Here is a 21,034-nt window from a genome sequence, read left to right as displayed (position 1 = left end):
CTTTGATACTCATTAATGAGCCTTTGATACTCATTAATGAGCCTTTGATACTCATTAATGAGCCTTTGATACTCATTAATGAGCCTTTGATACTCATTAATGAGTCTTTGATACTCATTAATGAGCCTTTGATACTCATTAATGAGCCTTTGATACTCATTAATGAGCCTTTGATACTCATTAATGAGCCTTTGATACTCGTTAATGAGTCTTTATGCTCTGATTGCTACTGTGTGTTAGTGAAATTATTGCTTAAACAACGCCCAAGCTAAAAACCTCTCAGTATGATACAACGCTAATTGATTGCTCACACCGTTGAAAACGGCATCAAAAGCGTGTTCTGCCCAAGGAATTTGTAGAAAAACCGCAGTATTACCAGAGTCATGTAAACGTTCATACATCTTTCTTCCAAATCGCGCTTCTACCAAATTGTCACGACTACCGTAAATTAATAAAGTTGGCGGTAAAGGGTGCGTTAGATAATTTATTGGTGAAGCAATTTGATATTGATTAGGCAATTCCTCTAAAGAACCACCCATAAATGCTTTTAAAACAGCGCGGGTGTTGATAGGATCGGGAAATGGTGGTGTTTTATATCCTCCAGGTAAGTTAACAGGGCCGTAATAGTTGACTACAGCCCGAATGGGTGGTGCATCTGGTTGATAACCCGCTAGCATTGCTAGGTGCGCTCCCGCAGAACGTCCTATAAGTACCATGCGTTCTGAATCGGCTTCATAATCTGCTGCATGTTTGCGAATAAAATTCAAGGCTGTACGCACATCATCTAACTGAGTTGGAAACTGATATTTAGGTGCGTGTCGATAGTCAATTGCAAATACTGTATATCCATGATTAGCAATATATTGATTAAACTCAGAATTGGCATGAGGATTGCCATATTGCCAAGCTCCACCATAAATTACTACCACTGCTGGATATTTTCCCACCTCTGGGGGTTGGTAAACTTCCATTTTTAAAGGCACTCCCGCAGGAGAAGCAAAAATAATATCTTTTTGATGACGGGTTTTACCTAATGGAATACCCCTGAAAAAATTAACTAAGTTAAAGGGATGGGTTTGCATTTTAGCCCTTACTTGGGCTGGAATTTGCTCTAAATAATTTTCTCCCAACCCTTGTTTCATCGCTTTAGCCATCTGTATTTGAGTTGGTGGGATATTCACTAGCACCCATCCACAAATTAGCAATCCGATTAAACTGAAAATGCAAGCTAGGCGTTGTAATTGACGGCGACGAATGCAGAAAAAAGAAAGTAATAAAGAGAGTGAATTTAATAACAATAACCAAGGACTGACTTCTGGCGCTCCCACTGCTAAGGTGAGTAAAGACATATTTGGAGGCGGAAGAATAATCCAAGAACTGAGAAATAAACTTGTAAAACTTAGTAATAATACAAGCCATGATAAAAGTATTTTGGGTTTAGTAAACATAAATTAAAATGTGCAAAACCTCTTCGGGCTTTAGGTAATCTTGGTGCTGTCTACGGGAGCAACGCGAAAAAGTGAGATCATCATCTAATGAGCAGGGGGAGTAAAGAAAAAAATTTAGTATTTTTTACTACTAAAAAGATAAAAAATATATCTAAATTATTTCTCTCCCCCTGCCTCCCCTGCCTCCCCTGCCTCCCCTGCTTACTCACCTCACAAAATCGCATTGCTCCCGCTGTCTACTGGTGTAAGTCCGCCAGTAAATATCTTTGGCATTAGCCACTTTACGATAATACTCCTCATCGATGGCAATCCCTGCCGCCTTCATATACCAAGAAGTACCTTCATCACCATCATCCCCCAAAGGTACAATGATTATTCCCCATCGTTGAGAGTAGCGATCGCAGCGTCTTTAAAAGGATGTTTTAAAAGTGGTTGGCTGTGATTTTAGGCACTTTTAGATCCCCCCTAACCCCCCTTGATAATGGATAGTTTGCAAGGGGAGGGTTAGGGTGGGGGGTTCAAGACAGGAAGAGGTTCGTAAAATTCACGCCACGTTAAAAAATCAAAATCAAGACTCCATCTCGGCCAATTCTAACCAGCGTTCAGTCGCCACATCGATCGCCTGCTTGAGCTTTTCCACACGATCGTATAACTTTTGCACTTCGCTATAATTCCCCGGTGACACATTCCCTAGCGTTTTCTCAGTTTCTACTTTCTGTGCCTCTAACTCGGCAATTTTACCTTCCAACTGCTCAAATTCTTTCTTTTCCCAATTGGATAATCTCCGCCGTTTGGTATTCTCTACATCCTTGGGCGCAGATGCACCATTTTGGACTTCGGTATTTTTCGGCTTTTCCTTAGTGTTAGCAGCTTGTTGCTGTGCCTCTTCCGCCTTCTTATAGTCGAGATAAATCGAGTAATTACCTGGATATTGCCGCAGATTACCGCCTTCTTCAAAGGAAAATACTGTGTCGATGGTGCGATCGAGAAAGTAGCGATCGTGAGAAACTACAATTACACACCCAACAAAATCTTCTAAATAATCCTCTAATACTGCCAAAGTCTGAACATCTAAATCATTTGTCGGTTCATCTAAAATCAACACATTGGGCGCACTCATCAAAACTCGCAACAGAAATAGGCGGCGTTTTTCACCACCAGAAAGTTTACTAATTGGGGCATATTGTTGATTACCAGGAAATAAAAACCGCTCCAACATTTGCGAAGCGGTAATTTGAGTCCCATCGGTAATTTTGATAAATTCACCTTCTTCTTTGATATAGTCAATCACCCGCTGACTTTCGTTTAAAGCTGTGAGCAATTCTTCAGAATGCTGGTCAAAATAACCGATGTGAATTGTAGTCCCAATTTCGGCAACTCCTGAATCTGGCTGAATCTGACCAGTAATAATATCCATTAAAGTGGATTTACCAGCACCATTAGCGCCGATGATGCCGATGCGGTCTTCTGGACTAAATTCGTAAGTGAAATTATTAATCAGAGTGCGTCCATTGTATGCTTTAGAAATGTTATTTAATTCAATAACTTTTTTACCAATGCGACGACCAACTGTAGAAATATCAACTTTACCCTGAACTTGTTTAAATTCAGTATCCCGCAGAGCGTGAGCGCGGTCAATTCTAGCTTTTTGTTTGGTACTTCTGGCTTTCGGCCCTTTTTTCAGCCATTCCAACTCGCGCCGCAATAAGCCTTGATGTTTCCGTTGACTGCTTACGGCAGATTCTTCAGCTAAAGCTTTCTTTTCAAGGTAATATGAATAGTTACCTGTATAGGTGTAAATGTCGCCTCGGTCGATTTCAACGATCCGATTGGTGACACGATCTAGAAAATAGCGATCGTGAGTAATAAGAAAAAGTGCGCCGCGATAGCGATTTAAATAACTTTGCAACCATTCAACAGAAAGCGCATCAAGATGGTTTGTCGGCTCATCCATCAGCAAAGCATCGGGTTCTGCTAACAACGCTGATGCTAAAGCAATCCGCTTGCGATAGCCTCCAGATAATGTTCCTATCTTGGCATCAAAGTCATAAATTCCTAATTTTGTGAGGATGATTTTGGCATTTGTTTCTAATTCCCAAGCATTATTTGTATCCATCTTTTGCATCACCACAGATAGGCGAGACATCAGTTGGCTATCATCTGGATAGTGAGCTAATTTATCTGATAGTTCTTCATACTCACGTACTAAAGTCGTATGTTCGCCACTGTCAGCAAAAACTTGCTCTAAGACTGTGTGATTTTCATCTAAATCTGGCTGCTGCGGTAGATAGATAATTTTAGAACCGGAGTTGATGATAATTTGACCGCTATCAATGGATTCTAACCCGGCAATCATTTTTAATAGGGTTGATTTTCCAGAACCATTAGTACCAATTAAGCCAACTTTATCGGTAGCATCGAGGCTAAAACTGGCATCTTTTAAAACTTCTTTGATGCCAAAGTCTTTTTTAACCGACTGAAGTGTAATAATACTCATAAAATCTAGTAATTTTTTATTAGTCGTTAATTAGTAGGTAAAGCACATCCTCTACCTACATTCGCCGAATTCTATACAAATAAATCCAAGGGTAGATGTCCATACATTTCGTTAATTCCGTCTTCGTGGTAAGACTGACAAGATACTAATACACCACGATGATGTCCGGCATAAGAATCAAGATAACACAAGCCATTTTTACCATTTAATTTGATATATACTGGCCCTTCAGGTGTCAGTAAATTGTTTGGTGGTTCATAACCCAAAGCTAGAGAATAGGTTTTCATAGCCAGTATTCCTTCCTCTGCTGTATCAGCACAAATCCCTAAGATTTGATAATCAGCAAGGTTTTTTACCAAAATTAGTGCATCACGAATTACTACTTTTTCGGATGCATTGAGGATAGGCGCAATGTCTAAACAGTTAAATTTATTCAGTAATTTTTTCGCTTCTTCTGCGGTGAGATTTTCAGGATTGGGGGTTGACATAAACTTTGATGAGGATCTTGTTGGTTTTTCTGTGGTATTGAAGTTGGGACTAGCCCAAATTATACTATTTGGGATTTTAGATTGGGAATTGTCTAAGTGTTATAAAATTTGTCTGAAGTCAGAACAAATTTTATAATGGAGTTTGTTATCTAATGCCAACCCCTTACGGTTGATTTTGGACATTCCCAAGGTTGAATATGAAGGGGACACCGCTTTTTGAGTCACCACCCATAACGAGGACTTTGGGCATCTGAGCGCCGCCACTTTTCCAAGCTTCAATTGCTTCTTTTTGCAAAACTAACTGTCCTCCTTGGGCTTTGAGTGTCTCTGCTAAAAGTCTTTGAGCTTCTGCCCTACCTTTAGCACGATTCACATCTGCCTGTGCTTCTTGTTCTGCTTCCCGTGCTACGTAAACGGCTCTTTGCGCCCGTTGTTCAGCAATTTGTTTTTCTTCCACTGCTCTGGCAAATTCTGGTGAGAATGCTAAATCAACTACGCTAGTATCTAACACAATTATCCCATATTTGTCTAAGCGATCGCCTAACGCTTGATCGAAGTCTTCTTTTAACTCACTTCTTTTAGTAATTGCCTCTTCTACTGTTCTTCTGGCGGCTGCAATTTTAAATGCTTCTTGGGTCTGAGGTGCAATGATTTTTGATACAATATTTGCTAAGGTTCCTTGTTTCCTTCTAACTTCAACTACCTGCATGGGATCGAGGCGAAAGTTAATTGCAAATCTTGCAGATAAATTTTGCAAATCTTTAGTAGAACTCTCTGCTGGCACTTCAAATTTTTGTACCGTCAAATCATACACATCTATCACTGAGATAAAAGGTGGTTTTATGTGAATCCCTTCCAATAAAGCACCATCTCTCGCTTTACCCAAAATGCTGATCACTCCTGCTTCTCCTGGGTTGATAATGATAAAGGAATTTAGTCCAAAAATCACTAGTGTTGCTAACACAATTCCTAAAACTGTGGTTTGCCAATTTCCCAATTGCTGATTTTTCAAATTCCTCTCTCCAATATGAATTGGTCATTAGTCATTAGTCATTAGTCATTAGTCATTAGGTATTGGGCTAGTTATTCCCCTTCTCCTCTTGTCTCCCAGGTCCTAGTCTCCAGTCCCCAGTTTTAGAGATTGAATGAACAAGTATTTCACTGTCATTTTAGGCACTTTGAGATCCCCCCTAACCCACGCCAGTCGCTCATGGGGGAAACCCCCAAGACCACGCTGGCTCCCCTTAAAAAAGGGGGGAACTAGAATCAAAGTCGCCCAATTTATCTGGGGATTTAGGGGAATATAGAACTTTTTATACCGACAACAGGACTTTTCAAACAACCTCTTACTTTGACTTGAGTAAACTCAGTTTCTAGTTTAAGTCTGTCTGAATCAAATTTTTCATCTAAAGAACGCAACACAGGCGGTTTTCCGTTCATCCTTAGTGATGATATTAACCAATTAGAGCGGTTTATGGATGGAGGAGCGAATGATATTATCCAAGTTTCCACAACTGTTTTAATTTATTGTTGCAAACATTAGGGATATGCAAAACACAGATATAGTTGTTATTGGTAGCGGTATTGGCGGTTTGAGTTGTGCTGCTGTTTTGGCACGGTATGGCTTTGATGTAATAGTCTGCGAAAGCCACTCCATTGCTGGAGGCGCTGCTCATGGTTTTGAGCGCAATGGTTTCAAGTTTGACTCTGGCCCGTCTCTCTACTCTGGTCTATCTTACAGCCCCTCTGCTAACCCTTTGCGACAAGTGTTAGATGCAATTGGTTCGGAACTACCATGTGTCACCTATGATACTTGGGGTTGTTGTCTACCAGAAGGTGATTTTGACACGGCGGTTGGTGCAGAGCAATTTTGTGAAGTGCTGATCAAGTTCTCTGGTGATGATGCTGTAGCTGAATGGCAAGAACTCCAGCGCGTTATGGAACCATTTGCTAATGCAGCAACTTCCATACCTCCAGCCGCATTACGCTTTGATTTTGGTGCAGCTAGAACTGTGGGCCCATTTCTCCCATCTATGACAAAGAATGTGGCGAATATAATCAAGCTGACGGGCCCCTTCAGCCGGATTATGGATGAGGTTGTTAAAGACTCATTTACCCGAAACTGGCTAAATTTGCTTTGCTTTCTCCTTTCTGGATTGCCCGCAGATGGCACTAGCGCCGCAGAGGTAGCATTTATGTTTGCGGACTGGTATCGGCCAGACGCAGTACTTGAATATCCCATTGGTGGTAGCGGTGCTTTAGTTGACACTCTTATACAAGGATTGGAGCGTCACGGCGGGAAGCTGAGGCTGGGCGCTCATGTGGAGGAAGTGCTTGTAGAAGGTAATCGGGCGGTGGGTGTGCGTCTTGGCGATCGCTCCGAAATTCGCGCCAAACGAGCAGTAATTTCTAATGCCTCGGTTTGGGACACACTGAAATTATTACCAGATAAAGCAATACCCAAAAAGTACCGCAGCAAACGACAGGCTACACCAGAGTGTGATAGTTTTATGCACCTACATCTCGGCATTGATGCTCAAGGATTGCAGTCAAATTTGCGGTGTCATTATATTGTGGTTAATAGCTGGGAATTGGGCATAACAGCACCTCAGAATATGGTGGTGATTTCCATCCCTTCAGTTCTCGATCCATCCTTAGCGCCAGCAGGTAAACACGTGATTCATGTGTATACACCTGGTAATGAGCCATACTCTATCTGGCAGGGAATGGATAGAAGGAGCCAGGAATATGCCGAACAAAAGCGATCGCGTGCAGAAATAATGTGGCAAGCTTTAGAACGGGTAATTCCAGATATTCGCTCTCGTTGCGAAGTCACACTTGTTGGTACACCGTTAACTCACGAACGTTATCTCCGCCGTCACCAAGGTTCTTATGGCCCAGCAATTCAAGCTGGAAGTGGTATGTTTCCTGGCCCCAGCACACCCCTACCAGGACTGATGTGCTGTGGCGACTCAACATTTCCCGGTATTGGTTTACCAGCAGTCGCCGCCAGTGGGCTGATTGCTGCCAATACCCTTGCACCCGTTAGTAAGCATTTAGCAATGCTTCAAGATATCAAGTGCATTTAGTTTTTTGAGTATACAATCTAGTTGCCAAGAGAGCCGCACCTACTGCCAAAACTGCTAATACACTATCAGGTTCGGGTACGGCAGCAACTTGAGCATCAATTCTTGCAGTTCCAGCAAACACACCTGTCAAGTCAGGGTTCTTTAGTATCTTTGCAAACTCTGGGGAAAACAGCAATTTAACATCAGGGATAGTTAAATTTTTGCCATCAAATGCCACAGGTTTTGGAAGACTCAAATCAAACAAAATTGTATCTAAAGAAAATGTGTCTCTTAAAACAAATCCGCTAGCACCTTCGGTAGTACGTCCTGGAGCAAAACCAATTGAAAAGTCACCAACAGTAGTTTGATTATTGAAGGTGACAGTACCAGTATGCTCAATTGTCCCTGAGAGCGGAGTAAAACCGCCCTCGTCGCTAAATGTAAAGTTAGTAGCGGAGTCGATGTTGAAGCCAACTAAATAATTACTCGGAATTGGTGCAACTGTATTATTGCTGCCTGTCAAGGTTAGCCCGATACCTTTAAGAATATTTTCGTGATCGCGATCGATGCTGGTGACTCCAGATATCACTTTAAAAGTTGCAGCCTCTACCTGCATGGGTGCTATTGATATAAAAGTTGCGGTAGTACAACCAACAATCCCTGCAAACTGAGAAAAACGCATGTGTATACCTGATACCTGATGATCTTTGTAGTTTATTTTATCCAATAAAAGCCTCTTTATTGATCTACAAACTTATGTACTGCCGCTAAAAAACTCCCCTCAACAAAGAAAAGAATACTTTTTTAAAATTTGGATGAAGGAAGTGTCAAGTTAATAGCAAAATTTAACTCATACGGTTAACAACAAACAGTTAAGTAAGTAGGCAAGAATAAATATAACTAGTCTTTATTGAGCCTAAAATATGAATGGTATGGCGTTAAGAATAAAAAATGATGTAAATATAGTTGTGTTTAATTATGTCCAATGCTAATTATTTAGCTTTAAATCTAACAATGATGATGTGTTCAAAATAAGTTTTTCCTCTAATTCTTGATAAAATTAGGTTAAGAGGGTGTTTGAAAAGTATTAGGCGAATTGAATTCGCTAGTACACAAACGTTTGCGTAGCGTTTCGTACAAAAGTCCACCTCCGTGGACTAATAAAAATTGAAGGATTTTAACTCACTTGGTGGCTTTTGTCTATAAGCCGAGACTTATAGCCACGAGGCTAGTAATAAATTAGACTTTTCAAACATCCTCTAATCCAAGCTTATTGGATTAGAGGATGCATATTTTTCACATTAAATCAACACCAATAAACGCATTGCCTCTTGCAAAACATATAGTTTAATTGACTATCATCGGACTTACTACCTGGTTCACAAACTTGTTCTAATCCACCAGCTTATTTTTTCCAAATTAGGATCTATTTCCTGCCAAAAGCTTGCTGATGAGTCTGCTTCTCTTGTTGCTGCAAATATTTTATCTATAACGTCAAAGTTTTTTTTAATCAGCTGTTTATCTAATTTAGGAATATCTAATTTCAGATATTTCAAACGATTGGGTAATTCTACTTGCTCTTTTGTCGGTAAGGAAGTAATTTGCTCAACTTGTTCTAAAATTTTGTCTATAGATGCAACAACTTCTTCAAGACTCGGTTTTTTAGTTTGTAATTGTAAATCTTTTTCTTCAAAGGTTTCTTCTTGATTACCTAATTTCACTATTACTATTTTTACAAAGAAAATATTGTAATCAACCTCACTAACTTCACCCACCTGGTTGTGATATTTTTCACTTTTATTAACAAGTACTATGTCCCCTTTCTCAATCTTGTCTTTCATAATTTCTACAGCCTCTAAATCAAATTGCTAAATAATCTCCTCTACAGAAAATATTACTCTAAAGCCACAAACCCTCAGCCCACCGTCTGACTCATTCCAGCTACGGCTGGCGCTGCGACACAGTTCGGCGTTGAAACTCCAAGAACCACCCCGTAGTACCCGGCGATTAATATCACCGCCAACTTCCCAAGCTGTTCCATCTGAAGGTGCATCGCTGTAATTGTTGTGCCACGAATCAGCACACCATTCCCAAACTAGCCCGTGCATATCGTACAATCCAAAGGCGTTGGCAACTTCAAAACTACCGACGTTAGTTGTTTCTTTACGGAATTTGCTTTTTGGTTCGATAGTGCAACTAACTAACTCAGAAGTAATAGTTTCGCCAAAGTGGAAGGATGTTGTAGTTCCAGCCCGACAAGCATATTCCCATTCCGCCTCACTCGGTAAACGATAATCGCGTCCAGTTTTTTCTGATAGTCTGAGACAGAATTCTACAGCCTCATACCAAGATACATTTTCCACAGGTCTATCTAAACCTTTAAATTTAGATGGATTGGGATTTAAAGCTTGTTTGACTTTGGGTAAAGCTGCTACTACTCTCCACTGGGCTTGAGTTACCGGAAATTTCCCCATAAAAAATGGTTCGACGGTAACTTTATGTCGAGGACGTTCGTCAGCATCTCCTTCAAACTCTGGTGAACCCATCATGTAAGTACCACCAGGAATTGATACCATTTCTAAGGTGACAGATTTACCCAATTCCTCCGCAAAGAAATTTGCATTACCACTCATGCGGTTTACTTCTCTGCCACCTGTGTCTACTGTCACTACGTCAAATTCAAAGGTTTCTAAGGGAGGTAATGGGACTATTACTTTTTGTGGTAGCGGTGGTAGTATGGATTGACATATTGAAGTAATTTTCAGGGCAACAGGTTCAATATTCGATGTTGTAAACTTCAAATCATTGATAACTTCTACTGCTGTTTGATATCTTTCACTTGCGAGATGTTTTAGTAATTTATCTAAAATTCTTCCTAAGTCGTCGCTAATGGTAATACTTTTTTCTTGTAACCGTTCGCGCCACATCCATTTAGCATTCATGGCATCATAAATAGGGTCATTAACTTGTCCAGAAGCATCCTGTAAAGGCAAACATCGAGTTAAAAGACGCACGCAAGTTACACCCAAAGCATACAAATCACTACCGTGACAAGCAAATCCAGCCATTTGTTCAGTTGGGGCATAACCAAGGGTATAAATTACTGTTGCTTGTCTTCCTAAACTGGTTTGTGTTACCTGTTTAGCACCGCCAAAGTCAATTAATACGGGTTTTTCATCACTGGCACGGCGGATAATATTTTCTGGTTTGATATCCCGATGAATGACGTTATGGGCATGAATGAATTCTAGAACTGGCAATAAATCAGCTAACAGTTCCCAAATGTGTTTTTCACTATATATTTGTTGCTGAACTTCTTGTAAAAGAGTTTTTCCTTGAATAAATTCTTGCACAAGATACAAACTAGTACCTTGTTCAAAATAAGCTAGTAATCTGGGAATTTGGGTATGATTTTCTCCCAGTTCATACAACCGAAAAGCCTCTTCTTTAAAAAATTCTGCGGCTTTGGTGCGTTGTCCGGTTCCCTGAAATTGTGGAAAAAATTGCTTGATGACGCAAGGCGCGTTTAGTCTGTCTACATCTTCTGTAGCATAGGTTCTACTAAATCCACCTTCACCTAATAGTCTTAATACACGGTAACGGCTTCTTAGAAGTTTGCCAAAGTTGCTTTGTCCGCAACTCACACAAAATCTATTGCTATCAGAGTTGAATGGATTTGAGCAATTGGGATTTTGGCAGATTTGCATAATGAGGGGGAAATAGCATCTTCTCCAAAGTTAGCCCCAATATTATCTAATTGAAAACAGTTATGTACAGAAGCGAACACTGAAGTTTATTCATGTGCTAAAACTTCTTTCAACATGAGAACAAGAAGATGAATAAATTTTATCAAACAGAATTCAGTAGTCAGGAGTCAAAATGAATTTTGTACGACTCGCTAAGGTCTTGATTCTGACTTCTTCTTCAAATATTTATCTATATTTGGACGTTTTTAAATATTGGCAAATATGAATACATGAGTCTAACTAATGTGGAGATGTTACATTGCAACGTCTCTTTTAATATAGCTTTTTTGGGCATCAGAAAAAGTTCATGGAGAACCAATCTATCCATAATCTTGATATCAATTACAAGTCTTCTTTTCAGTTTTTATTTTCTCCAGAAGCGCGAATTAATTCAGCTATCAGAGCAACGATCGCAGATACTGAAATCAACATGACACTCAAAGCGTTAATATCAGGTTTGACTCCTGTTCTAATCCGGCTAAAAATCTCCATCGGTAGGGTGTTAGAACCGCTACCAGCAGTAAAGCTAGAAATGAGAAAGTCGTCTAAGCTGAGAACAAATGCTAAAAGACAACCAGCCAAAATACCAGGCATCAATTGAGGTAACAATACTTGGATGAAAGCTTGGATTGGTGTAGCGCCTAAATCTAATGCTGCTTCTTCTAAGTGGGGGTCTAAATTGGTAAGTCGGGAAGCAACTACAAGTCCGACGTAAGCCAGACAAAACACGATATGCGCTGCAACTATTGTCCACAAACTCAGGGGTATAGCAAAGGCGGCTAGACATACTAGGGTAGCCACTGCGATCGCAATATCGGGAATAATTAATGGTAGGTAAGCAATACCCCGATACAATTTTTTCCCAGGAAATTGGTAACGCGCCAACCCAACCGCCATCAAGGTTCCTAGCACTGCCGAAACCCCAACTGCACACCCAGCAACTATCATACTGTTTTGCAAGGCTGATAAGATGCGATCGTCGCTGAACAACTTGCGATACCAATCGAGAGTGAATCCTTGCCAAGTTGCACTGTAAGGCGACTGATTGAAGCTATAAAAGCCAAGTACCAATATGGGTAGGTACATGAACACAAATATCAGTAGTGAGAAAACCGCCTGCCATGAGACACGCGGTTTTTTGAGAGATGGAGAGATATTCACGTTTATATAATATGATTTTTATTGATAGCAATACAAAATATCACATTTCATGCAATAAGTCAATCACCTGACTCTCTTCTCTGTGTCTTAAGCAATTTAAAAGCGATTTATTGAACCACAGAGGCGCAGAGGACACAGAGCTTAACAATTCAAAATTCAAAATTCAAAATTCAAGACAATTTCAGGCGGGGATTTAAACCCCGACTGAAACTGGGGCTACCTTTATGGTTGGGGTCTTAAACCCTTTTATTTACGATCAAGTAATTTATTGACCAAAATTTTACCCGCCTTGAAAGGCTTATTCTCTTCAATACCTTTTTATAACTCCTAGGGAATCTAGTTCGTGGAATGAGTAGCGAGAGTTTAGTTTTGGGAATCTCTTTATTACCTTTTAAAGTGGCCAAGGATAGAGTTAATTGTTATTGCTAAGAGCTTATAAGAAAACTTTGTCGCTTTTGATTCCAAACGATATCATTAACAAAACTTCATCTTATCTGGGCAATGAGTTATCTTTATATAGTATGGAAAGCCGTCAGAATTAGTCTAAAGACTACATCCTTTAATTAATATTTTAAAATTCGATAAATTACAGGTGTTAATAGAACTTTTTAGCCTAATATCACCATGTAGATACTATTTAGGCATTTTCTGAAAATAATATCTATCAAAAATATTCTATTTAAAATTGCAATAAAACATAAAGTTTTAATACATTAGAATGTATTTACCTCTTTAGGAGTGGGTAATTTCCGTACTAGGATAGACAAGGAACATAGAAAAAACAGAATAAGATTTGATCAGAATTCTTAATAAGTTTAGTATCTGAAGTTACTTTCTGATGCCACAGTAAATCAATTACATAGCATTACAACAACAGAAATAAAAAGCTTCTAATTCTAGTTTTATTTTTTAGGAGGTTTATGATGAGAATTGCTCAATTAGCTCCATTATGGGAAAGAGTTCCACCTCCAGCTTATGGTGGCATAGAGTTGGTAGTAGGGTTACTGAGTGATGAGTTAGTCCGACGCGGACATGAAGTAACTTTATTTGCATCGGGAGATTCTATCAGTCTGGCAAAACTAGTGTCAGTTCATCCCTGTGCCGTCAGACTCGATAGCAGTATTAAGGATTACAGCGTTTATGAAATGCTAAATCTAGCTTCAGTTTATGAACGTGCAGAAGAGTTTGATATTATTCATTCCCATATAGGGTGTGGGGCACTGGCTTACGCAAATCTCGTCACAACCCCTACGGTTCACACGTTGCATGGGGTTTTCACACCTGATAACGAAAAGATGTTTAGTTTTGGTAAAAAACAACCCTACGTTAGTATTTCCGATGCACAACGAGAACCAAGGTTAGGGTTGAACTGTATCTCAACGGTCTACAACGGAATTGATGTCAGCAGTTATAATTTTCACGCTAAACCAGAAGATCCGCCTTACCTAGCCTTTTTAGGTCGAATGTCTCCTGAAAAGGGAGGGCACTTAGCAATAGAAATTGCAAAACTTACTGGTTGGCGTTTGAAAATGGCAGGTAAGGTTGATGCAGTTGATGCAGAATACTTTGAGAGAGAAATCAAACCGCACATTGACGGGGAGCAAATTCAGTATTTGGGTGAAGCTAATCATGCTCAAAAAAATGCTCTCATGGGAGGTGCAGTAGCAACTCTGTTCCCCATCACTTGGCGAGAACCCTTTGGATTAGTGATGGTTGAGTCAATGGCTTCGGGTACGCCAGTGATTGCGATGAACTTAGGATCTGCTGAGGAGGTAATTTCCCACGGGAAGACGGGTTTCCTCTGCAATAATATTCAAGAGTGCATCACTGCGCTCGACCGGGTAATAGAATTAGACCGCTATAGTTGCCGCGAGTATGTGGAAAAGCATTTCAGTGGTAAGCAAATGACTGATGGCTATGAAGCGGTTTACCAACAAATAATAGCAGAACGATTTTCTCGGAATGGGCATTCACGCAGTTTGGTTAGTTTAACTAGCGATCGCATTTAATTTCTGTGCCTAAGACTCGATCCCCCCTAACCCCCCTTAAAAAAAGGGGGGAACCGGAATCAAAGTCCCCCAATTTATCGGGGGATTTAGGGGGATCTTGTTTTTTAGCAAAGGCTGCTACCAAATTAGGCGATCGCGCCATTTTTCCAACGTCTTTGCCTTAACCCCTGGAACTCTTTCTAAGTCTTGTAAAGATGTAAATTTTTGCTGCTGGCGGCTAAGAATTATCCGTTGCGCTAACTTCTTACCCACGCCAGGGAGAGTTTCTAATTCTGCCAAACTCGCAGTGTTAATATTTATTTGTTTAATTGCTTGTAGTTCACTTGATAAAGAACTTTTTATCTGAGGACAGCGTGTTTGTTCTGATTTAATTTTTTCTTGAATTCCTGGTGGTAAACCGGGTTTTACTTTGGCATAAAGACGAGCAAATTCTCGCACGTAATGGGCAGCAACTATAGGATTTTGAATTACTACAAGTGTCTCATCATTACCATTATTTGCAGCATCTGACCAATTATGAGAACCTGTAATTACTGTTTGGCTATCAATCACACCAAATTTGTGATGTAATAAATCACCTTTGGGTAATACAGGTACGCCTACGGTGGTAATTGGATTTTGCCAAGGATGATTGTCAATTTCATATTTACATTTATTACTAAGAGCAACTCCCATCATATCTAAAGCTTCACTATAGGGACGATAGGCAAATTGTGGTTCAATTAAAGCGCGAATTTGCACACTTTGTTGATGGCGTTTTTCTAAAATATTGGCAAGACGCTGATCGGAAAGGACAAATAACGCCATGTCAACAGATTTGGTTGCTGAATCTAAAGTTTTACCAATTAAACCATTACTACTGTTACTCCAAGATTGAGTTGGAGAAGTAGGCGAAAATTGCACAGTAATTGTGCTTTGATTTAATGTGATTTGTTTAGGCGATCGCATCGGTTTTTCCAAACCAAATCTACTATCAGGCTTACCTCCTGGCCCATCTCCCCATAAGATGTTAAACTCTTCTGTAAATAAAGATGCTAATTCTGGACTGTCAATCTGCAATAAGTTATTAGCATTGCCTAAAGTATTGGGATTTGTAAAATCACCATAAGTATCACTTAAAGTAAAATTGGCCGAAGTGATAATTACAATCCGATTATCCACAATCACAAATTTGTGATGCATTAAGCTGCTACCTGCTGAACCATCTGCTCGATCGTCTATCCAGGGAATTTTAGCATTCTGCAAAATTATCAAAGCATCTCTTTGATTAATTTCTGCTGAACTGAGTTGATTGTCTTGATTGATATCGATAAATTGGCGAAATTCCTTATAACGTTCCTGTTCCCTTTTATCTAACTTACCTACCTCAGTAGATGTTAAATTACTCCAGGGTCGGCTATATGTATTTTCTAAAATTATCCTGACTTTGACCCCAGCTTTTTGTCTATCAACCAGTGCTTGGGCAACTTTGGGTAAACGTAATTCTTGCACAGCCACATCTACTGTAGATTTAGCGTGCGTAATAGCATTGACAATTTGTTTTTCTAAATCATCCCCAAGGCGAGTTTGCTGACGGTAAGGTTCTTTGTATTCTGAAGACTCAGAATGGTTAAAGTAAACTTGAATTAACGGATCTTGTGGTAAACGGTGTAGGACGCTGATCATAAGACTGGACTCGTTGACAACCAGCGAGGGAGAATATCAGTAAAAAGATATATAAAAAATATCTTTGTCTAGAGATAAGTTGCACTGTAATCTGTTAAAAGTGGATTGGGAGTGGATAGATTTATCATTCCCAAAATTTTGTATTCTGAATTAAGTAGAAAAATAACTTTCCAACTAAAGGGAAAAATCCACTGCTAAAAGCAGAATTACAGAGATTTTTTCAGGATTTGTCCACTCAAACTGTATATGCTGACAAGATCAGCAGCTTACTGCCAACGTGTGTTCTCACCATTATCGGTTATATGCAAATTTATCTAGATTACAGCGCCACTACTCCGACTCGAAAAGAAGCGATCGCAGTTATGCAAACAGTCCTCACCCAACAGTGGGGCAATCCTTCCAGCTTACATGAGTGGGGACAACGGGCGGCAACGGTTGTGGAACAAGCCAGAGTTCAAGTTGCTGGTTTAATTAACGCCGTCAGTCCTGAGTCGATCGTTTTTACCTCTGGCGGCACTGAAGCAGATAATTTGGCGATTATGGGTGTGGCTCGATTGTATGCTGTTCCTCAACATCTAATTATTTCCAGCGTCGAACATTCTGCAATTTCTGAAACAGTAAGGTTGCTAGAAATGTGGGGTTGGGAAGTTACGCGCTTATCTGTAGATATTAAAGGTAGAGTCAATCCCCTAGATTTAAAGGCGGCGTTGCGACACAACACAGTTTTAGTTTCGATAATTTACGGTCAAAGTGAAATTGGGACAGTACAACCGATCGCAGAACTGGGTAAAATTGTGCGATCGCACGGCGTTTTGTTCCATACAGATGCAGTACAAGCTGCGGGACGTTTACCCATAGATGTGCAACAACTCCCAGTAGACTTACTTAGCCTTTCCAGTCATAAAATATATGGGCCGCAAGGTGCAGGGGCGTTGTATGTGCGTCCTGGTGTAGATTTAATGCCCTTGCTGGGTGGTGGTGGACAAGAAATAGGACTGCGTTCTGGTACGCAAGCAGTACCCGTAATTGCCGGATTTGGTGTCGCAGCAGAATTAGCAGCGCAAGAATTAGCTACAGAAACACCACGGTTAATTGAGTTACGCGATCGCGCCTTTGCCCAATTAGCTGAGATTCCTGGTTTAATCCCTACAGGAGATCCATATCACCGCTTACCTCACCATATAAGTATGTGCTTGGAAAACGCCGATGGGAAAAAATTGAGCGGTAAAACCTTGGTACGACAGCTAAACCTTGCTGGCATTGGCATCAGTGCTGGTGCTGCTTGTCACAGTGGTAAACTTAGCCCTAGTCCGATATTGTTAGCGATGGGCTATTCCGAAAAAGCTGCTTTGGGCGGAATTCGCATTACATTGGGGCGTGATACGACGCAAGCGGATGTAGATTGGACGGTAATAGTGTTGAAGCAAGTTTTGCAGAGGCTGACACCGGATTTATCTTTAGTTAAGCGTTAAATTAAATGTGATAAATTACGTACCTGCAAGATAGGAAATATTATGTATTGAGCGTGTTTCTAGTTAATTCTAGTGCCTATCACTATGTAAATAATCCCAAAATAGGATATTCAAGCTTATCCTACTTTCGGTACTGTTAAATAAATCTTTTCCCAAAAGGTAATATTTTGAGTCATAAAGGAGTTTAAACATGACTTATTTTGATTACTTTTGAAGCTTTTCTTAAATGAATAAATTTATCATTGGGATTGGAATGTTTATGGGTTCTACGATTGGCAGCTATATCCCAGTATTGTGGGGTGGAAGTTTGCTATCCTTTACCTCGATTTTCTTTAGCGTTATTGGTGGTATTGCAGGGATTTTGCTTGCTTATCGTGTATCAAAATATCTAGGTTTTATCTGATCGGCGCTCTATTCGATTGTTGCTGAAAGCCTTAAACAAGGCTTTTACCATCGGGCTATTCCGAAAAAGCTGCCTTAGGCGGAATTCACATCAGATTGGGGCGTGATCCGACGCAAGCGGATGTATATTGGACGGTGATGGTGTTGAAGCCAGTTTTGCACAGGCTGACACCGAATTTATCTTTAGTTAGACCGTTAAAGACTATACATTAAGTCAGCAAAACCATAGAGGCTGATGATAAGTAATAGTGATGCTGTGAGTTGGGTAATTCGCGTCTGGTGTGAAGGCGCGATCGCTTCCCGCACTAAGATAGAAATAGATGCCCCTACTACTAGGCTCAAGCCTAAAATTAAATAGGGTCTATCAGGTAATATACTCGCTATTGCTAGCATAGCGATCGCTAATAAGAGCATCAATAATTCTACAAACCTGGGTGGGTTATATTGGCTGGATAAAACAAAGCTGTTGAACCAAAAAGACCAAAATCTCATATTCAGTGCTGAGTTAAGAGTAAGAAGTTAGTAGTAAGGAGTAATAAATTAGGAGTTATGTAGTCAGGTGTCAGTGCTGATTTAGGAGTTCTGAGTGAGAAATTATAGTCATGATTTATGAAGCCGTTTTCCATTCAAAACTCTTAACTCCTAACTTTTAACCCCTAGCCCCTAACTTTTGACCTGTGCCGTTTTTTTGTGCAGTATCACTTTCTGGTAGTTCTACGCCAAAGACGCGACTAAAGACTTTGGCAACTTTGTAGCCAGAATCAATCGATTCTAAGGGGTCTTTCCGAAGTCTGTGACGCAAACATAGGGTAATCACACGGCAGATATCATCAACCGTAACTTCAGTGCGTCCTTCATAAGCTGTTAAGGCTTTGGCGGCGCGGTTACTAACAATATCACCTCGCAAACCATCTACATCCAGTTCAGAACAGACTTCAGAAATTTTTACTCGTAGTTCGTAGTCAATTTTCACTTCTGGCAAAAGCTGTTGAGCATTGACAATTTGTTCTTGCAATGCTTCTTGCTGGGGTTTGTAGTTTTCAAGAAACACTGGAGGATTTTGGTCAAAATCCGCCCGTTGTTCCACGATTTGCACCCGCAAGGCTGGTTCTTTGACTGTGTGAATTTCTGCGTGCATCCCAAAGCGATCGAGCAGTTGGGGGCGTAGTTCGCCTTCTTCAGGGTTTCCAGAACCTACAAGAACAAAACGCGCCGGGTGACGGATAGAAATACCTTCACGTTCTACAGTGTTCCATCCACTGGCGGCGGAGTCGAGTAGTACATCTACAAGGTGGTCATCTAGTAAGTTAACTTCATCCACATAGAGAATGCCCCGGTTAGCTTTTGCCAACAGTCCTGGTTCAAAAGCTTTGACACCTTCAGATAAAGCTTTCTCGATGTCGATTGTGCCACAAACTCGGTCTTCTGTGGCTCCCAAAGGTAGGTCTACCATTTGAACTTTTTTGTGAGTTACAGGAATTTCCGCGCCTTGTTCTAAGAGTTGGCGGACTTCATCACTCATCAAGTCAGGGTCGCTAGGATCGCTACTGAAGGGGTCATTGGCAACCACAGAAATTTCTGGCAGCAGATCCGCCAGGGCCCGGATAGTTGTGGATTTACCGGTACCGCGATCGCCCATGATCATTACACCACCAATCTTGGGGTCAATCACGTTCAATAGGAGCGCCAGTTTCATTTCTTCCTGGCCCACAATTGCCGTAAAAGGAAATACTATGCGACGCGTACTTGTCGTGGATTGAGCAGTTGGACTCACTAAATTACCTTAACAATATTTTTTTTATTACAGTTTTATATTGTGACACAGTTGGGGTGTGGAATAGGTTAGTAATTTTGAAAGTATTATTCAATACATTGTTTTAAGTATATACACTAAAATAATAATCATTTAATAGTGTCGCTGTCATATAAGTTGTTGCAGAAGATGCTATTTAAATGAATATGTAACCGACAAACTAATGAATCAAAATACAGTACAACCTGGTCTTTTTGGATTAGCTAAATCTAATAGGGATTTTTCTCAAGCTAATAGTTGGGGGAAAAATCAATTTAATAATTTTTTTCCTACTTCTTTGGCTTGTTATATGCACAGTCAAGGGCTACAGCTAGTCTATTTAACTCTTGATAAAAGCCTAAAAATTAAACATGGGAAAATTGATGCTACTGATATTTTTGGTATTACACCACTATCTCCCAATTTATTTTTCGCATTTGAAAGCGACTATCTTCCTTATAGAAAACTAGTCATAGGAAGATTGCCAAGGGTAGATTTAGTTACATTGAATACTGCTAATGATGATGCTTGCTTGCGTAGCATAGAAATTAAATTAACAGCCTTACCAGATAATTCAACTTGTCGCTTACCCGATCATAAATATGGTTGTGAAATTGTTACTCGTCCAGATACCATCGTATATCTAACATTAAGTATTGCTAATAAATTCAAAGATTCTAGAGAACAAATACTTAAATATCTCGATCCTGTTTGTAGTGAAATTAGTGATTGGATTAGTATTCGTAACATGCTTCCTTATATTTCAAGATTGACAGATAGTCTAGATAATTTACTTTACGATCATATAGAAATGCAATCTCCATTAGTAATGCAGCCAGTATGGAAAACTGTAGGTAAAACATCAAAATTATATCAAAACTGTTTAGATATATTTATTTGGAGTGATTTTGGTTTTACTAGGTTGTTTTTTGATGTAACAAAAAGATTACCAATTGGGACAGAAACTATTCAACGTCATGCACGAACTGTAATATGGCTGGCAAAAATGTTATATGAATTTGCCATAAATGGTAAAATACCGCACGCATCAATAATTGACATCCTGACGTATCATACTAAAAATGATAAAGCTTTTGCATCAAGTGGATTAAATACTCACCCTTATATGATTTGCGATGAATTGATTAAACCCAGAATTAGGAAAGAAGAGATTGGGAATATTATCTTAGGTGGAGGACAAACTTACTTAAGTCCCGAGAGAAGATTTGATGGTATTATTCTAAGTAATCCAGAGATATTTGATGAAGACTTAAAAAATATATAAA

Annotated in this window: 17 protein-coding genes and 1 pseudogene; 5 read left to right on the top strand and 13 right to left on the bottom strand. The window is 39.9% G+C overall.

The genetic code is table 11. The features are described from left to right. The 6 genes from V7K42_RS09005 to V7K42_RS08980 form a co-directional block, all read right to left on the bottom strand. The coding region (locus V7K42_RS09005; RefSeq protein WP_334915432.1) for a hypothetical protein at nucleotides 1–181 on the bottom strand (181 nt) is incomplete at its 3' end. 64 nt (nucleotides 182–245) lie between these two features. Next, complete coding sequence (locus tag V7K42_RS09000) at nucleotides 246–1,448, bottom strand: alpha/beta hydrolase (RefSeq protein ID WP_334915430.1); 1,203 nt, start codon at nucleotides 1,446–1,448, stop codon at nucleotides 246–248. Between the two features lie 205 nt (nucleotides 1,449–1,653). Continuing rightward, a complete protein-coding gene (locus tag V7K42_RS08995) occupies nucleotides 1,654–1,809 on the bottom strand; it encodes a hypothetical protein (protein ID WP_334915428.1) in 156 nt (51 codons plus the stop codon). 207 nt (nucleotides 1,810–2,016) lie between these two features. Continuing rightward, nucleotides 2,017–3,945, bottom strand: a complete 1,929-nt coding sequence (locus V7K42_RS08990) for an ABC-F family ATP-binding cassette domain-containing protein (protein ID WP_334915426.1) — start codon at nucleotides 3,943–3,945, stop codon at nucleotides 2,017–2,019. A 71-nt stretch (nucleotides 3,946–4,016) separates the two neighbouring features. After that, on the bottom strand, nucleotides 4,017–4,433 hold the full coding sequence (locus V7K42_RS08985) for a DUF1824 family protein (protein ID WP_334891665.1): 417 nt from the start codon (nucleotides 4,431–4,433) through the stop codon (nucleotides 4,017–4,019). Between the two features lie 163 nt (nucleotides 4,434–4,596). Further along, complete coding sequence (locus V7K42_RS08980) at nucleotides 4,597–5,445, bottom strand: prohibitin family protein (protein WP_334915424.1); 849 nt, start codon at nucleotides 5,443–5,445, stop codon at nucleotides 4,597–4,599. A 535-nt stretch (nucleotides 5,446–5,980) separates the two neighbouring features. Between V7K42_RS08980 and V7K42_RS08975 the strand changes: the two genes are divergently transcribed. Further along, entirely contained in the window at nucleotides 5,981–7,522 is a 1,542-nt protein-coding gene (locus V7K42_RS08975; protein ID WP_334915422.1) for a phytoene desaturase family protein, read from the top strand. On the opposite strand, the gene V7K42_RS08970 is transcribed toward V7K42_RS08975, so the two are convergent. The 4 genes from V7K42_RS08970 to V7K42_RS08955 all read right to left on the bottom strand — a co-directional run bounded on the left by V7K42_RS08970 (nucleotide 7,509) and on the right by V7K42_RS08955 (nucleotide 12,333). Then, nucleotides 7,509–8,183: a hypothetical protein gene (locus V7K42_RS08970; RefSeq protein WP_334915420.1), complete on the bottom strand. Its 675-nt coding sequence runs from the start codon at nucleotides 8,181–8,183 to the stop codon at nucleotides 7,509–7,511. The genes V7K42_RS08975 and V7K42_RS08970 overlap by 14 nt on opposite strands. Before the next feature lie 697 nt (nucleotides 8,184–8,880). After that, a complete protein-coding gene (locus V7K42_RS08965) occupies nucleotides 8,881–9,342 on the bottom strand; it encodes a hypothetical protein (RefSeq protein ID WP_334915419.1) in 462 nt (153 codons plus the stop codon). Nucleotides 9,343–9,369: 27 nt separating this feature from the next. Then, nucleotides 9,370–11,208 (bottom strand): bifunctional serine/threonine-protein kinase/formylglycine-generating enzyme family protein, encoded by a 1,839-nt coding sequence (locus V7K42_RS08960; protein WP_334915417.1) that lies wholly within the window; start codon nucleotides 11,206–11,208, stop codon nucleotides 9,370–9,372. Between the two features lie 396 nt (nucleotides 11,209–11,604). Then, complete coding sequence (locus V7K42_RS08955; RefSeq protein WP_334915415.1) at nucleotides 11,605–12,333, bottom strand: ABC transporter permease; 729 nt, start codon at nucleotides 12,331–12,333, stop codon at nucleotides 11,605–11,607. A gap of 998 nt (nucleotides 12,334–13,331) precedes the next feature. Between V7K42_RS08955 and V7K42_RS08950 the strand changes: the two genes are divergently transcribed. Beyond that, the gene (locus V7K42_RS08950; RefSeq protein WP_334915436.1) at nucleotides 13,332–14,417 is read left to right on the top strand and encodes a glycosyltransferase family 4 protein; all 1,086 of its coding nucleotides are present in this window, start codon (nucleotides 13,332–13,334) and stop codon (nucleotides 14,415–14,417) included. Between the two features lie 117 nt (nucleotides 14,418–14,534). Here V7K42_RS08950 and V7K42_RS08945 read toward each other — a convergent pair. Continuing rightward, nucleotides 14,535–16,167, bottom strand: a pseudogene (locus tag V7K42_RS08945) (DUF655 domain-containing protein). Between the two features lie 217 nt (nucleotides 16,168–16,384). On the opposite strand from V7K42_RS08945, the gene V7K42_RS08940 reads away from it, so the two are divergent. Continuing rightward, nucleotides 16,385–17,554 carry a cysteine desulfurase family protein gene (locus V7K42_RS08940; protein WP_334915434.1) on the top strand — a complete coding sequence of 390 codons (1,170 nt, stop codon included), beginning with the start codon at nucleotides 16,385–16,387 and terminating at the stop codon, nucleotides 17,552–17,554. Between the two features lie 226 nt (nucleotides 17,555–17,780). After that, a complete protein-coding gene (locus tag V7K42_RS08935; RefSeq protein WP_334915413.1) occupies nucleotides 17,781–17,957 on the top strand; it encodes a hypothetical protein in 177 nt (58 codons plus the stop codon). Nucleotides 17,958–18,151: 194 nt separating this feature from the next. Here V7K42_RS08935 and V7K42_RS08930 read toward each other — a convergent pair whose 3' ends face one another. Both V7K42_RS08930 and bchI read right to left on the bottom strand, forming a co-directional pair. Further along, the gene (locus V7K42_RS08930) at nucleotides 18,152–18,448 is read right to left on the bottom strand and encodes a hypothetical protein (RefSeq protein WP_094330838.1); all 297 of its coding nucleotides are present in this window, start codon (nucleotides 18,446–18,448) and stop codon (nucleotides 18,152–18,154) included. Between the two features lie 157 nt (nucleotides 18,449–18,605). Continuing rightward, nucleotides 18,606–19,730, bottom strand: coding sequence for a magnesium chelatase ATPase subunit I (gene bchI / locus V7K42_RS08925; RefSeq protein WP_334915411.1), 1,125 nt, complete (start codon nucleotides 19,728–19,730; stop codon nucleotides 18,606–18,608). A 202-nt stretch (nucleotides 19,731–19,932) separates the two neighbouring features. Between bchI and V7K42_RS08920 the strand changes: the two genes are divergently transcribed. Continuing rightward, nucleotides 19,933–21,033, top strand: coding sequence for a HindVP family restriction endonuclease (locus V7K42_RS08920; RefSeq protein ID WP_334915410.1), 1,101 nt, complete (start codon nucleotides 19,933–19,935; stop codon nucleotides 21,031–21,033). Nucleotide 21,034: the final 1 nt, after the last annotated feature.

The organism is Nostoc sp. (assembly GCF_036917455.1).
Classification (GTDB): Bacteria; Cyanobacteriota; Cyanobacteriia; order Cyanobacteriales; family Nostocaceae; genus Nostoc.
The sequence above is the reverse complement of the archived record's forward strand: the minus strand, read 5'-3'. Positions and strand labels throughout refer to the sequence as shown.

What these genes read in the sequence shown, in the direction of transcription:
- V7K42_RS09000 (WP_334915430.1), bottom strand. Translation starts at nt 1,448, where the DNA reads ATGTTTACTAAACCCAAAATACTTTTATCATGGCTTGTATTATTACTA.
- V7K42_RS08990 (WP_334915426.1), bottom strand. Translation starts at nt 3,945, where the DNA reads ATGAGTATTATTACACTTCAGTCGGTTAAAAAAGACTTTGGCATCAAA.
- V7K42_RS08985 (WP_334891665.1), bottom strand. Translation starts at nt 4,433, where the DNA reads ATGTCAACCCCCAATCCTGAAAATCTCACCGCAGAAGAAGCGAAAAAA.
- V7K42_RS08975 (WP_334915422.1), top strand. Translation starts at nt 5,981, where the DNA reads ATGCAAAACACAGATATAGTTGTTATTGGTAGCGGTATTGGCGGTTTG.
- V7K42_RS08970 (WP_334915420.1), bottom strand. Translation starts at nt 8,183, where the DNA reads ATGCGTTTTTCTCAGTTTGCAGGGATTGTTGGTTGTACTACCGCAACT.
- V7K42_RS08965 (WP_334915419.1), bottom strand. Translation starts at nt 9,342, where the DNA reads ATGAAAGACAAGATTGAGAAAGGGGACATAGTACTTGTTAATAAAAGT.
- V7K42_RS08960 (WP_334915417.1), bottom strand. Translation starts at nt 11,208, where the DNA reads ATGCAAATCTGCCAAAATCCCAATTGCTCAAATCCATTCAACTCTGAT.
- V7K42_RS08955 (WP_334915415.1), bottom strand. Translation starts at nt 12,333, where the DNA reads ATGTACCTACCCATATTGGTACTTGGCTTTTATAGCTTCAATCAGTCG.
- V7K42_RS08950 (WP_334915436.1), top strand. Translation starts at nt 13,332, where the DNA reads ATGAGAATTGCTCAATTAGCTCCATTATGGGAAAGAGTTCCACCTCCA.
- V7K42_RS08940 (WP_334915434.1), top strand. Translation starts at nt 16,385, where the DNA reads ATGCAAATTTATCTAGATTACAGCGCCACTACTCCGACTCGAAAAGAA.
- V7K42_RS08935 (WP_334915413.1), top strand. Translation starts at nt 17,781, where the DNA reads ATGAATAAATTTATCATTGGGATTGGAATGTTTATGGGTTCTACGATT.
- V7K42_RS08930 (WP_094330838.1), bottom strand. Translation starts at nt 18,448, where the DNA reads ATGAGATTTTGGTCTTTTTGGTTCAACAGCTTTGTTTTATCCAGCCAA.
- V7K42_RS08920 (WP_334915410.1), top strand. Translation starts at nt 19,933, where the DNA reads ATGAATCAAAATACAGTACAACCTGGTCTTTTTGGATTAGCTAAATCT.